This is a genomic window from Sphaerisporangium aureirubrum (genome assembly GCF_042658925.1).
Lineage (GTDB): Bacteria > Actinomycetota > Actinomycetes > Streptosporangiales > Streptosporangiaceae > Sphaerisporangium > Sphaerisporangium aureirubrum.
Genome location: NZ_JBHSRF010000005.1, coordinates 113,209 through 126,156, shown reverse-complemented (window position 1 = coordinate 126,156; position 12,948 = coordinate 113,209). Strand labels below are relative to the sequence as shown.

Genomic DNA, 12,948 nt, shown 5'->3' with positions numbered 1-12,948 from the left:
GGCCATTCGAGGGCTTCCTTCTCCTGGTTCGACTCCAGACGGCGCCGCAAGGCGCCGCCGGCATCCAGCTCCCGAGCCTTCCTCCGGCCGGCCGGCCTCCACACCTCCGTGTGCGCGCCCAACCTCCGTGTGCGCGCCGAATCGACGCCGGATGCCCCGTCGCGACCGGCGGCGGGGCACCGCGCGTCATCCCCGGACCGGGCGGCCCGCCCGGCGGTCAGCCCTCGCCCAGGACCGCGCGCAGGCGGGAGGCGAAGCCGGCCGGGTCCTCGGCGAAGGCGATGTGGCCGCCGGGGAACAAGGTGGGCTCGGTGCCGAGGGCGGCGGCCAGGGCCCGGGAGGTGCGGTCGCAGATCTCGCCGGCGGAGTCCTCGCCGATGCCGACCACGACCCGCGCGGAGACGGCGCGCAGGGTGGCCACGTCCGGCTGCCAGCGGACGGTGGGGCGCATCTCGTGGGCGAACCAGTGATGCTCGTCGGCGACCACCTGAGGGTCGCGCTCCCCGCCGAACATCTGCTCGATCACGACGTCCGGCATGGGGATGTTCGCCTGGGCCATGAACTTCTTCCAGGCTCCGGTGACGTCGCCCGCGAGGTAGGCGGCGATGAGGTCCTCGGTCTGCTCGCGGAGCCGCTCGCGGTCGTCGAGCAGCTCGATCAGCGGAGCCTCGTGCGCGACGACGGTGCTCACCTGCTCCGGATGGGCCTCGGCCAGGGCCAGGGCGCTGACGGCGCCGCCGCTGGAGCCGAGGATCGCCGCGGGACCGGCGCCGAGGTGGGCGATGAGGTGCGAGAGGTCGTCGGCCCGCATCTCGGGGGTGGAGTCCCGGCCGGGCCGGTCCAGCGGGCTGCGGTTGACGCCGCGCGGGTCGGTGGTGAGCACGGTGTGGGTGCCGGCCAGCAGGTCGGCCAGCGGCGCGAAGGCCGCGGCGTCCATGGGGGCGCCGACGAGCACCACGAGGGGCCCGGCGCCGCGCACCTCGTAGTACAGGGTCGCGTCCGGGACCTTGAGGGTGCCGGTCGTGGCGGGAACACTAAAGGTGGTCATCAGGATCCTCCTGCGTATGCGCGTGTGAACGTTCGTTCGAGAGTTGGACTCCCGCCCCAGGGTGGAGTCATCGGTCCCGGGGGCAGGATTTTCTTTACGAAGCACTCCCCGGTGTGAAATGATTTCAACGGGTGATGAATATGTCTGGTACATGTGTGATCGCCGGAGGGGGCCCGGCGGGGGCGGTGCTGGGACTCCTGCTCGCCCGGTCCGGCATCGAGGTGACGCTGCTGGAGAAGCACAAGGACTTCCTGCGGGACTTCCGCGGGGACACGCTCCACCCGTCCACCCTCCAGGTCATGGACGAACTCGGGCTCGCGGACCGGGTGGCGGCGCTGCCGCACCGCAAGACGACGGCCTTCTGGCTGTTCACCGACGACGGGAGGAGGACCCCCGTCGCCTCCCTCAAGGGCCTCAAGTCCAAATACCCGTACATCGCGTTCGTCCCGCAGTGGGACTTCCTCAACCTGGTCACCGAGGCGGCCAGAGAGTACCCGAACTTCCGCCTGATCATGGAGGCCGAGGTCACCGGGGTGATCCGTGAGGGCGGGGCCGCGAAGGGCGTGCGCTACCGCGACGCCGCCGGGGAGCACGAGCTGCGCGCCACACTGACCGTCGGGGCCGACGGCCGCGGCTCGGACGTGCGCCGGGCGGCCGGGCTGGTGCCCGTGGAGCGCGGCGCGCCCATGGACGTCGTGTGGTTCCGCCTCCCGCGCGAACCCGGCGACTTCGAGGACTCGTTCCTGCGCGTCTCCTCCGGCAACATGATGGTCGCGATCAACCGGGAGACCTACTGGCAACTGGCCTACCTGATCCCCAAGGGCGCGTTCGAGAAGCTGAAGGCCCAGGGCATCGAGGAGCTGCGGGCGTCGGTCGCCCGCCTCCTGCCGTTCCTAGCGCCCCGCACGGGCGAGCTGGAGGGCTTCGGCGAGGTCGGGGTGCTGCGGGTGGCCCTGAACCGCCTGCGCCACTGGTACCGCCCCGGCCTGCTGCTGATCGGCGACGCCGCCCACGCCATGTCCCCGATCTTCGGCGTGGGGATCAACCTGGCGGTCCAGGACGCGGTCGCCACCGCGAACATCCTGGCCGAGCCCCTGCGCGAGGGCCACGTCCCGGTGGCGCTGCTCCGCAAGATCCAGCGCCGCAGGACCCTCCCCACGGTGATCACGCAGTCTGCCCAGCAGTTCGTCCAGAACCGCCTCATCCGCCCGGCGCTGGACGGTTCCCGGGGCCCCACGCGACTGCCGTTCAACCCGTCCCGCGTCCCCCTCCTCACCGCCGTCGCCCGCCGTTTCCTCGGCCTCGGCGTCCTGCCCGAGCACGTGCGCACCCGGCCGCATCCCCCCAGCGGGTGAGGGGATTCTCACGATGCGATTTTCTCGCCAGTTGGACAGGCATCGGTCACAGCGCCCCGCGTGCAATAGCCTTCTAGCGTGAGCGCCGAACCCATCAATCTGGATTCCTGGCGGGAACTCCCCGCCGCCCAGCAGCCGGACTGGCCCGATCGCGCCGCGCTCGACCGGGTCGTCAGCGAGCTGCGCGAGTTGCCTCCGCTGGTGTTCGCCGGCGAGTGCGACGAGCTGAAGGACCGCCTGGCCGCCGTGGCGCGGGGAGAGGCGTTCGTCCTGCAGGGCGGTGACTGCGCCGAGACCTTCGCGGGCGCCACCGCCGACAACGTCCGCAACAAGCTCAAGACGCTGTTGCAGATGGCGATCGTGCTCACCTACGCCGGGCGGGTGCCGATCGTCAAGATCGGCCGTGTGGCGGGGCAGTTCGCCAAGCCGCGGTCCAAGCCGACCGAGGTGCGCGACGGCGTCGAGCTGCCCGCGTACCGCGGGGACATGGTCAACGGCTTCGACTTCACCCCCGAGGCCCGCAACCCCGACCCGGGACGCCTGATCCGGGCCTACCACTCCTCGGCCGTGACGCTCAACCTGGCACGGGCCTTCACCAAGGGCGGGTACGCCGACCTGCGTCAGGTGCACGCCTGGAACCAGGACTTCGTGGCCGAGTCCCCCGCCGGGCGGCGCTACGAGCAGCTGGCCAGGGAGATCGACCAGGCGCTCGCGTTCATGCGGGCCTGCCGGGCCGATCCCGAAGAGTTCCACACCGTCGAGTTCTACTCCTCGCACGAGGCGCTGATCCTCGACTACGACCACGCGATGACCCGCATCGACTCCCGCACCGGCCTGCCGTACGACGTCTCGGCGCACATGGTCTGGATCGGCGAGCGCACCCGCCAGCTCGACGGCGCCCACGTAGAGTTCTTCAGCCGCATCCGCAACCCCATCGGGGTCAAGCTCGGGCCCACCACCACCCCCGAGGACGCGCTGGCGCTGATCGACCGGCTCAACCCCGCCAACGAGGCCGGCCGCCTCACCTTCATCGCCCGCATGGGCGCCTCCCGGGTGCGCGAGGCGCTGCCCCCGCTGGTGGAGAAGGTCCGGGCGAGCGGCGCCCAGATCGCGTGGATCTGCGACCCGATGCACGGCAACACCTTCGAGGCGCCGAGCGGCCACAAGACCCGCAGGCTGGACGACGTGATCGACGAGGTCACGGGCTTCTTCGAGGTGCACCACGCCCTGGGCAGCCACCCCGGCGGCATCCACATCGAGTTCACCGGCGACGACGTCACCGAATGCGTCGGCGGCGGCCACCCCATCGTCGAGGAGGACCTCGCCCTCCGCTACGAGACGGCCTGCGACCCCCGCCTCAACCGCGGCCAGTCCCTGGACCTCGCCTTCCGGGTGGCCGAGCTCTACCGCTCCAGCTGACCGCGGCCCCGGCCCTCCCATAACGGAGGGCCGACGAGCTTCCCGGCACGGAGCGTCGGCAGGCTTCCCGGCACGGAGCGTCGGCAAGCTTCCCGGCACGGAGCGTCGGCAGGCTTCCCGGCCACCGAGGGCCGGCCTGCCCCGCATACGCCAAAGGGCCCTCCCGCTGGGAGGGCCCGGTCGGCGCGGCGCGTGGGGTCAGGGGCGGCTGCCGTCCTCCGGGCCCTCGGCCTGGCCGGATTCGATGTCCTCGGAGATCTCCTTGCGGATGGCCTCCATGTCGAGCGCCCTCACCTGACGGATCAGGTCCTCAAGAGCGGGCTCGGGCAGCGCTCCTGGCTGGGCGAACACCACGATGCCGTCCCGGATCGCCATCACCGTCGGGATCGAGGTGATCTCGAAGCCCGCGGCCAGCCCCCGCTCCGCCTCTGTGTCGATCTTGCCGAACGTGATGTCCCCGTGCTTGGCCGACGCCTTCTCGAAGATCGGCCCGAACGTCCGGCACGGCCCGCACCAGGCGGCCCAGAAGTCGAGCAGCACGATCCCCTGCTGATCGGCGATCTCGTTGAAGTTGTTCTCGGTCACCGCGATGGTCGCCACGGGAGGCTCCTCGTCTCTCATCTCGTCGTCTCGGCTGGCATAACCACATACCCCATCCGTTGATTCCTCACCGCCTCCCGCCCCGGAAACCCGCCTCCCACCGGCCTTCCAGGCGGTACAGGACGCTCCTCACGGGAACGCGCGGAGCCCCCGCGCGACGCGGTTGATCTTTCAGACTCGATCGAATACGAAAAGGGAGCCCCCGGCGTGCGCCGGGGGCTCCCTTTTGGCCTGTTGGCTGGGAAATCAATTTCTCAGCGGCGGGTCGTGGCGGGTGCCGGCTCGGTGGGGCGTGCCCGAGCCGCGTCCGCCGGGTCCCGCTACGAGCAGTTCTTCGCCAGCTTCTGGGTGGCGTCGGTGGCCTGGGTGCCGAGCTTCGACAGCTCGGTCGCCGCGGCGGCCGGGTTCGACGGGTCGACCTTGATGCCGCCCCAGGTCGCCGACAGGTCGGCCAGGGTGGCCTTCAGGTCGCCGTCGGCCTTGTCCGACAGATCCTTCAGCTTGGCGGCCAGGTCGGCGTTCGCCTTGTTGAAGGCCTCCAGGTTGCCGGCCCCGGCAGCGGCCTGGGTGCTGTAATCGTTGAACGCCTTCACCGCGTCCTGACACACCGGCTGAGCACCGCCACCACACGCCGTCGTGAGCGAGACGAGGATCGCCGCCGCGGACACGGCGAGAGCGTAGCGGGAGAGGTTGATGGACATTATGTGCCTTTCCTAGTGATCTCTGTCGCACTGGAAAAGCTAGTGCCCCCGCCTTACAGCCCGCTTACATCCCACCTGCACCCAACCGCCCCCCACCTGCAGGTGGGTTCCCACAAGACGAACGAGAAACCCACCACAGGCCACCAGACCAGAAATAGCCGACACGGGTGGACAACGACATCAAACCCCTCCGGCCGAGACTGATAGACCCACCCGTTGTCGATTCCCACCATGTCGACCACAGCCCACCCGATACCGGAGTATTCACCACCGCACGTGGACGTCACCCCCGCGCCGCCTCGGCCGCCGCTCTCCCTCGCTCGTGCGGGTACGGCGCACCCGTGGTCGAATCATGGCCACGACCCTGACGACTGGATCAGTGCCGTAAGCGCGCGGAGCATAGCCGTCGATCCCGACGGATGCCTCGCAGGTGGATGCCTCGTAGGTGGATGCCTGGCGGGTGGATGCCTCGCGGGTGGAGGCATCCCGGGCGGAAGCATCCCGGGCGGAAGCATCCCGGGCGGATGTCGGGTTTCGCGGGATCGTCAGCAGCAGCCGGGGACGGTCGCGGCGGTGACCGGCTGCGTTGTCCGGCCGGCGGTCTGGTCGGAGCTCGACGGGCCGCAGGCGCACGCTGCCTGCGGGTTCTGCTGGTCGATGGCGGATTTGCCGAGGTTGTCGGCGTCGGCCTTGACCACGTAGACCTCCCAGGGTTCCATGCCGGGGCCGCGGACCCACACCTTGTCCTGCACGGCGTAGCAGCAGGAGGTGTCGTTCTCGGAGAAGGTGGCCAGACCGGCGTCCTTGAGTCGCTGGGTGGCCGCGTCCACCTGGGTGGTGTCCTCCACTTCGACGCCGAGGTGGTCCATCTGGGTGTCCTGGCCGGGCTCGCCTTGGATGAGCACCAGCTTGAGGGGCGGTTCGGCGATGGCGAAGTTGGCGTAGCCGGGGCGTAGCTTGGCTGGTTCGGTGCCGAAGAGCTTGGTGTAGAAGGCGATCGAGCCTTCCAGGTCGGCGACGCGTAGGGCGAGCTGAACTCGGGACATGGCGCTCTCCATCCGGAAACGGTCCGTGTATCGACGGTTGTCGATACAGCGAGATTGCCGCCTGATTCGATGTCTGTCAAGATAGACTTATGTCGAAACAGGATGTGGCTGTTCTCCGGTCCGCCGAGGTGTGCTGTACGCCGATGGCGCGTGAGCCTCTGGGCGAGGCGGACGCCGGCGAGCTGGCGCGGATGTTCAAGGCGCTGTCCGACCCGGTCCGGCTGCGGCTGTTGTCGCTGATCGCCTCCTACGAGGGTGGGCAGGCGTGCGTGTGTGATCTGAGCGGGCCTTTCGAGGTGTCCCAGCCGACGATCTCTCATCATCTGAAGGTGTTGCGCGAGGCGGGTCTTGTCGGTTCCGAGCGCCGTGGAACGTGGGTGTACTACTGGGTGGTTCCTGCGGCGTTGAACAAGCTGTCGGCCCTGCTAGAGGCGCCGATCCCGGAGCAGGCCAAAGCGTGAGCACACCGATGTTCCCGCTGGGTCGGCGCCTGGCCGCCGAAACGGTCGGCACCGGGGCGCTGGTGGCCGTGGTGGTCGGCTCCGGTATTCAGGCCGCCCGGCTCTCAGGAGACGGCGGGGTCGTGCTGCTCGCCAACTCGCTGGTCACCGTCTTCGGGCTGGGTGTGCTGATCGCGGTTCTCGGGCCGGTCTCGGGTGCGCACTTCAACCCGCTGGTCTCGCTCGCGTCCTGGTGGAGCGGGCGCCGCGACGGCCGGGGCCTGCCCTTGGGTGAGGTGGCGGCCTACGCGGCGGCACAACTGGGCGGGGCGGTGAGCGGCGCGGTGCTGGCCAACGTCATGTTCGCCCGTGCGCCTGTGACGTGGTCGGGCCAGGACCGCCAGGCGGGTCACCTGTGGCTGGCCGAGGCGGTGGCGACCGCCGGGCTGATCATGGTGATCTCCGGCCTGGCCCGGACCGGCCGTGCCCGCATGGCGCCGGTCTCGGTGGCGTGCTACATCGGGGCGGCGTACTGGTTCACCTCCTCCACCAGCTTCGCCAACCCGGCCGTGACCATCGGCCGGGCGTTCACCGACACCTACACGGGCATCGCCCCGGCGTCGACCGGACCGTTCATCGCCGCCCAGCTCGCAGGCGCGACCGCCGGCCTGGCCCTGACCGCCATCGTGTTCGGCCGTCCCGCGCCCCCCACCGTGAACACACGATCTTTGGAAACTTCCGAGGCTATCGCCGAGTGAGGACGTCCCCGCCCATGAACACCGCTCCACCTTCTGTGTTGTTCGTCTGTGTCCACAACGCCGGCCGCTCCCAGATGGCCGCCGCGTTCCTCACCCACCTGACCGAAGGCCGCATCCAGGTCCGCTCCGCCGGCTCGGCCCCCGCCGACGCCGTGAACCCGGCGGTGGTGGAAGCCATGAAAGAGGCCGGTATCGACATCACCGCCGAGATCCCCAAGGTGCTCACGGTCGAAGCCGTCCAAGCCAGCGACGTGGTAATCACAATGGGCTGCGGCGACGCCTGCCCGTACTTCCCCGGAAAACGCTACCTGGACTGGCAACTGACCGACCCCGCCGGTCAAGGCATCGACGCCGTACGCCCGATCCGCGACGAGATCGAAACCCGCATCCGCGCCCTGATCTCCGAACTCTCCATCCCCTAGCACGAGTACGGAACGCGAGCACACGGCACGGCCGGTGTCCCGCCGTACGGCGGCGCCGTGTTCGCCGTATTACGTCCCGCCGCCCCGGCGCCGGTAAGACGGACCCGACGGGCGGTAGGGCGGTGGGGCGGTAGGCGACAGGGCCCCCGGGGCGTCGCCGGGATCACGCGAGCGTCCCGCCCCTCGCGGGGCGGCGTCCACGTGCGGTGATGGATACGCAGTGAATCGGGTGGGCTGTGGTCGACATGGTGGATATCGACAACGGGTGGGTCCCTCAACCCCGGCCGGAGCGGGTTTGATGTCTTCGATCGCTTGATGTCAGCTATTCCTGGAACAGCGACTCGTGGCGGGTTCCTCGCCGTACGGCGGCGCCGTGTTCGCCGTCCCACGTCCCACCGCCGCGGCGCCGGTAAGACGACCCCGACAGGGCGACGGGGCTTCGGCGGCGCCGCAGTGCGGCGACCCGCCCGGCGGACGTGCGGCGGCCCGCCCGGCGGATGTTCGTCGTCGCCGCTTAGAAGTCGAACTCGCCCTTCTTGGCGCCGTCGATGAACGCGTCCCACTCACCGGGGGTGAACACGTGGACAGGCCCCCGGCCCTCGTCCTTGGTGTCACGAAGGGCCACCCGGCCACCGGACAGTGGGGCTACCTCGACACAGTTACCACCGTTGGAGCTGCTCTTGGTGGCGGTACGCCACGCCGCTGTCGCCAGCTCGTCGGACAGCTCATCCTTGAGACTCATACTTCACCTTCATCTCTCGTATCAACTGCTCGGACACATGAAGGGGATGTGCCCATGCGCGGACGGCGTCGTATTTGAGGCTAATGGCGTGGACCTCGTCGGCACGATCGGTTACTCGGCCATTGAGGGAGTCGTCCAGGTAAGCCGCGTCTCGCGCGCCGGCCACCTGTGCGAGGGCGAACGCTCCCGCAAGCCCGGTGGTCGCTCCGATGCTGACCGGCACGACCTGCACCGTGACGCGCGGATGCTTGACCATCACAAGCAGATGCTCCATTTGCCGGTGCATCACCTCCCGCCCGCCCACCGGGCGGTTCAGGACACCCTCGTCGATGATCGCCGCGACGATAGGTGGGTCCGGACGATCTAGAACCTTCTGCCGCTGCATCCGGGCGGCGAGCAGTTCCTCGACGTCCCTCTCCAGCACCCCGGGTTCGGTCCGCAGGACGGCACGGGCATACTCCGCCGTCTGCAGCAGACCTGGCAGCACCAACGGCTCCCACAGCCGGAGTACCCTCGCCTCCGCCTCGATCTTCGTCCACGGACGGAACCAGCGTGGGGAGGACTTCTCACAGCCGGCCAGCAAGGGGACGAGCTTGCCGTCCGCTCCGAGCGCGGCCTCGCAGCGCAGGATGAAATCCTCCGTCGGGGAGCGTTCGGCGCGCTCCACGAAACCGACCATGGAGCCGGAGAACTGAATCCTTTCCGCCAGGTCGTCCTGAGTCCAGCCGAGCGCCTCCCGCGATCGGCGTAATTCCTCACCGAGACGAGACTCGGGCGTATTCGACATATCCCGTTTTTTCCGGGGCATCGCGGATTCTCCCTTCTCGGCTACACCTGTGGTCCCCACCACCGGGGATGACGCCACTCAAGTGTCATGCGGGTGTGGTCGCACTTCGGTGGGCGGACTCGAATCCCAGCATGCACCCTGGAAATCGTCTGACGGGTGGAAAACCCGAACAGCGCATGGTTGGAGTTCCCGCCGATCGCTTATAGCCCGTAATTACAATAAGGGCAGACAGGACGATTTCCGATGCATCCCATTCCTTTTCGCGCGACGCTGATCGGAGAGCTGGAACTTCCCCGGCTGCCCCGGTCCCCCGGCGACGCGAGAAGCGCCGTCGACGAGTGGCTCGGGGCGGACCACCCCGCCGGGTTCGACGTCCGGCTGGTCGTCTCCGAACTGGTCACGAACGCCGTCCGGCACTCCGACGTCCCCGCGCCGGACGGAGTACGGCTCCGCCTGTACGACCTCGCCGGGCTGATACGCGTCGAAGTACGGGACCCAGGCGCCATCCGTACGAGCCCGGTGGTGGAGGCGTCATGCGGCGGCGCCGAGGACTCGTCGCGGGAAGGGGGCAGAGGGCTGTTCATCGTGGAGCGATGCTCCGCGCGCTGGGGGGTCGAATATCTGAGTGGCTCCCTCGGCTGCGTGGTCTGGTGCGAGATTTCCACTCCTGAGGGGTCTCATCTGGCCGATGTGGGCCACGAGCTGCCGGGTGAAATAGGGCACAACCAGCGCGCCTTACCGTAAGTACTCAAGCGAGGTCAAACACTCACCAGACGGCTGGTTGTCGGGGTTCTGGCCCTCAGAGCACTATGAGGGTGCCACCGGGGTCGTGGTTCACCGCTGAGGGGAGCGTGATGCGGGTACTTCTCGTCAACATGCCGTGGGGCTCCACCGACGTTCCCTCGCTGGCGCTGGGCATCCTCAAGCGGGCCGTCATGGAGCGGGTTCCCGGGGCCGAGGTCGAGGTGGTGTACGCCAACGTCGACTATGTGGACTGGGTCCGGGAGCACGTCGATCTGGCGATGGAGGACTACGACTTCTTCGCGCAGCAGTCCTTCACCGAGGGGAACGGCGACTGGGTCTTCTCGTCCGCGCTCTACGACGATCCGGGCTGGCGGCGGCGGCAGTTCGACGAGCGGATGAGCGGTGGCAAGACCGAGCGGCAGATGGCCTTGTGCCACCGTCTGCACGAGCTGGCGCCAGCGTTCATCGCGGAGCTGGCGGGGCGCATCGCCGATTCGGCGCCCGACGTAGTGGGGCTGACGTCCACATTTCAGCAGAACGTCGCGGCGCTGTCCGTGGCCAAGGAGATCAAGCGCCTGCGGCCGGGGACCGCGACGATATTCGGCGGCGCGAGCTGTGACGGGCCGCAGGGCGCGGCGCTGCACCGCAACTTTCCGTTCGTGGACTTCGTCCTGCGGGGTGAAGGGGAGGTCACCTTCCCGCGGTTCCTCGACGCCATGGACGGCGGCGATCTCGCGGCGATACCCGGGCTGGTCTGGCGGGACGGCACCGGGACCTCGGTCGCCAACGCGATGAGCGCGCGGCCGTTGTCGCCGGGTGAGATCGTCGCCCCGGACTACGACGACTATTTCCGGCGGTACGCCACCTCCTCCGCGCGGATGTGGGCGGATCCGCGGCTGGTCCTGGAAAGCTCCCGCGGCTGCTGGTGGGGCGAGAAGCATCACTGCACCTTCTGCGGGCTCAACGGGTCGTTCATGGAGTTCCGCAGCAAGAGCCCGCAACGGTTCCTGGACGAGCTGATCGGCCTGGCCGAGCGCCACCAGGTTCTCGACGTGTTCATGGTCGACAACATCCTGGACATGAACTACCTGACGACGGTGCTGCCCGCCCTCGCCGCGGCGGACCACGACTTCCGCATGTTCTACGAGGTCAAGGCCAACCTGCGGCGGAGCCAGGTCCAGGCTCTCGCCGACGCGGGCGTCGTGCGGGTCCAGGCGGGCATCGAGAGCCTCAGCAGCCGCGTCCTCGGCATCATGGACAAGGGCGTGACCGGCTGCCAGAACGTCCGGATGATGCGGGACGCCGAGTCGACCGGCGTGTGGGTGGAGTGGAACTACCTGTTCGGCTTTCCCGGGGAGACCGCCGACGACTACACGTCCGTCATGGAGCAGTTCCCCGCGCTGCATCATCTTCCCCCGCCGGGCATGGTGGGGAGGCTGGCGATCGAGCGCTTCAGCCCGTTCTTCAACCGGCCCGAGCTGGGCTTCGCCGAGCTACGGCCGCATCCTCAGTACTCGCTGATCTACGACCTCCCCGAGGCCGAGCTGTTCGACCTGGGCTACCTCTTCGAGGCGCCGCCCCGCGGGATCGACGCGGCGGTCGCCGACCGGCTCGCCGCCGCGGCGGCGGAGTGGGAGGCCGCGTACCCGGACAGCCGGCTGACCCAGTCCGACCTCGGCGACCACATCGCCCTGGTGAACCGGCGCCCGGCGTACGACTGGACGACGCTGCGGGTCGACGATCCCGTGGAGATGGCCGCCCTGCGCCTGCTCGACCGGCCCTACCAGCCGGCCGCGCTGGCCCGGAAGCTCGCCGTCCCCGAAGGCGTCGTCACCGACCTGCTCCGGCGCTGGCGCGACCTGGGGTTGATCTTCGCCGACGGCGGCCAGGTCGTCCTGACCGCGGTGAGCCCCACCAACCAGAAGCTGCGCTGGGCGAGCCGGCGCGCCGGCCACGCGGTGCCACCGGCGCCGGACCTGGTCGGGGAGCCGCGATGACCCCGGTCCCGGTGACGTTGTGGCGCGACTACGAGGAGCTCGACCGGCCTGACATGTTCGCCGGGACCGGCGTGGTGTCCGGTCCCGCCGCGGAGGCGAGCCGCGCGTTCTTCGAGGACGGCGTGCGCCGGGTCGCGCTGGCCGACACGGTGGACCTGACGAGCGCCGGCGGCCAGGAGTCCGCGGTGCGCGCGCTCGTGCTGGTGCGGGAGCTGACCGCGTACGGCATCGCCGTCGACTGGCGGCTGCGCCTGGGTGACGAACGATGGCGGCCGATGAGCCATCTCTACCCGCCCGGCGAGGTCGCCGGCGCCGAGGACGTCCGCCGCGAGTGGCGGGACGGCTATCACTTCTTCAAGTGCGTCTACCGTCGCGGGCCGGGATTCCTGCAGGTACGGGACCGGCGTTCCGACGTACTCCGCAAGATCACCGTGGACGGCCCCGTGCACCGTGCGGCGATCGACGACCTGCTCGAAGGCTGCCCCGCCTCGGCGGTCCCCCCGCCGATACTGCGCGATCTCATCACGATGAGACTCGTGCATCTTCTCGGCGGGACGGCCTGGTGGCTGCCGTACCGCGTGCGGCAGTGGCCGGCAGGAAGAAGCACCCTCTGATGATCCGTGGAAGAACCTCGAAAGGAGAGGAGGTGTGACATGACAGACCGTGAGATGACACGCGACGACGCGCTGCGCTCGGCGCTGGAGCAGATGAGCGTGGACAACCTGACCACGACCGACGGCATCCGCGTCGACATCGTCAGCGACGACATCGACGCCCCGGACGAAAGGGTCTGGGGAATCGCCTGATCCCAGGCGTTCGATCCTCTCCGGGTGCCGCCGGCCGACGGCGGCACCCGGAACCTGCCGCGTTCGGTGAGACCCCAGAGGCG

The 12,948-nt window shown here is 69.3% G+C and carries 15 protein-coding genes; 9 read left to right on the top strand and 6 right to left on the bottom strand.

The annotated features are described in order from the left end of the window. Positions 1–217: 217 nt before the first annotated feature. Entirely contained in the window at positions 218–1,048 is an 831-nt protein-coding gene (locus tag ACFP1K_RS05450; protein ID WP_380747536.1) for an alpha/beta fold hydrolase, read from the bottom strand. A 134-nt stretch (positions 1,049–1,182) separates the two neighbouring features. Here ACFP1K_RS05450 and ACFP1K_RS05445 point away from each other — a divergent pair, with 134 nt between their 5' ends. Then, a complete protein-coding gene (locus ACFP1K_RS05445; RefSeq protein WP_380747713.1) occupies positions 1,183–2,403 on the top strand; it encodes an FAD-dependent oxidoreductase in 1,221 nt (406 codons plus the stop codon). Between the two features lie 78 nt (positions 2,404–2,481). Next, on the top strand, positions 2,482–3,822 hold the full coding sequence (locus tag ACFP1K_RS05440) for a class II 3-deoxy-7-phosphoheptulonate synthase (protein ID WP_380747534.1): 1,341 nt from the start codon (positions 2,482–2,484) through the stop codon (positions 3,820–3,822). A 198-nt stretch (positions 3,823–4,020) separates the two neighbouring features. Here the strand turns inward: ACFP1K_RS05440 and ACFP1K_RS05435 are convergent, their stop codons facing one another. From ACFP1K_RS05435 to ACFP1K_RS05425, 3 genes are all read right to left on the bottom strand, one after another. Next, on the bottom strand, positions 4,021–4,422 hold the full coding sequence (locus ACFP1K_RS05435) for a thioredoxin family protein (protein WP_380747532.1): 402 nt from the start codon (positions 4,420–4,422) through the stop codon (positions 4,021–4,023). Between the two features lie 320 nt (positions 4,423–4,742). Further along, the gene (locus tag ACFP1K_RS05430) at positions 4,743–5,123 is read right to left on the bottom strand and encodes a hypothetical protein (protein ID WP_380747530.1); all 381 of its coding nucleotides are present in this window, start codon (positions 5,121–5,123) and stop codon (positions 4,743–4,745) included. 545 nt (positions 5,124–5,668) lie between these two features. Next, positions 5,669–6,169: an ArsI/CadI family heavy metal resistance metalloenzyme gene (locus ACFP1K_RS05425; protein ID WP_380747528.1), complete on the bottom strand. Its 501-nt coding sequence runs from the start codon at positions 6,167–6,169 to the stop codon at positions 5,669–5,671. Positions 6,170–6,258: 89 nt separating this feature from the next. Between ACFP1K_RS05425 and ACFP1K_RS05420 the strand changes: the two genes are divergently transcribed. Genes ACFP1K_RS05420 through ACFP1K_RS05410 form a run of 3 tightly spaced genes read left to right on the top strand, consistent with a single transcriptional unit; the run spans position 6,259 to position 7,789 of the window. Beyond that, positions 6,259–6,630: an ArsR/SmtB family transcription factor gene (locus ACFP1K_RS05420; RefSeq protein WP_380747526.1), complete on the top strand. Its 372-nt coding sequence runs from the start codon at positions 6,259–6,261 to the stop codon at positions 6,628–6,630. Beyond that, positions 6,627–7,367, top strand: a complete 741-nt coding sequence (locus ACFP1K_RS05415) for an aquaporin (protein ID WP_380747524.1) — start codon at positions 6,627–6,629, stop codon at positions 7,365–7,367. Before ACFP1K_RS05420 ends, ACFP1K_RS05415 begins: the two co-directional genes overlap by 4 nt. A 14-nt stretch (positions 7,368–7,381) precedes the next feature. After that, positions 7,382–7,789 (top strand): arsenate reductase ArsC, encoded by a 408-nt coding sequence (locus tag ACFP1K_RS05410; protein WP_380747522.1) that lies wholly within the window; start codon positions 7,382–7,384, stop codon positions 7,787–7,789. A gap of 514 nt (positions 7,790–8,303) precedes the next feature. On the opposite strand, the gene ACFP1K_RS05405 is transcribed toward ACFP1K_RS05410, so the two are convergent. Together ACFP1K_RS05405 and ACFP1K_RS05400 are read right to left on the bottom strand one after the other, a co-directional pair. Beyond that, positions 8,304–8,531 carry a DUF397 domain-containing protein gene (locus ACFP1K_RS05405; protein ID WP_380747520.1) on the bottom strand — a complete coding sequence of 76 codons (228 nt, stop codon included), beginning with the start codon at positions 8,529–8,531 and terminating at the stop codon, positions 8,304–8,306. After that, positions 8,515–9,339 carry a helix-turn-helix domain-containing protein gene (locus tag ACFP1K_RS05400; RefSeq protein WP_380747518.1) on the bottom strand — a complete coding sequence of 275 codons (825 nt, stop codon included), beginning with the start codon at positions 9,337–9,339 and terminating at the stop codon, positions 8,515–8,517. The genes ACFP1K_RS05405 and ACFP1K_RS05400 overlap by 17 nt, the downstream gene beginning before the upstream one ends. A 222-nt stretch (positions 9,340–9,561) precedes the next feature. Between ACFP1K_RS05400 and ACFP1K_RS05395 the strand changes: the two genes are divergently transcribed. The 4 genes from ACFP1K_RS05395 to ACFP1K_RS05380 all read left to right on the top strand — a co-directional run bounded on the left by ACFP1K_RS05395 (position 9,562) and on the right by ACFP1K_RS05380 (position 12,865). After that, positions 9,562–10,062, top strand: a complete 501-nt coding sequence (locus tag ACFP1K_RS05395) for an ATP-binding protein (RefSeq protein WP_380747516.1) — start codon at positions 9,562–9,564, stop codon at positions 10,060–10,062. Positions 10,063–10,172: 110 nt separating this feature from the next. Further along, positions 10,173–12,059, top strand: coding sequence for a RiPP maturation radical SAM C-methyltransferase (locus ACFP1K_RS05390; RefSeq protein ID WP_380747513.1), 1,887 nt, complete (start codon positions 10,173–10,175; stop codon positions 12,057–12,059). After that, complete coding sequence (locus ACFP1K_RS05385) at positions 12,056–12,673, top strand: DUF5825 family protein (RefSeq protein ID WP_380747509.1); 618 nt, start codon at positions 12,056–12,058, stop codon at positions 12,671–12,673. Before ACFP1K_RS05390 ends, ACFP1K_RS05385 begins: the two co-directional genes overlap by 4 nt. Positions 12,674–12,712: 39 nt before the next feature. Next, on the top strand, positions 12,713–12,865 hold the full coding sequence (locus ACFP1K_RS05380) for a hypothetical protein (protein WP_380747507.1): 153 nt from the start codon (positions 12,713–12,715) through the stop codon (positions 12,863–12,865). Positions 12,866–12,948 lie beyond the last annotated feature (83 nt).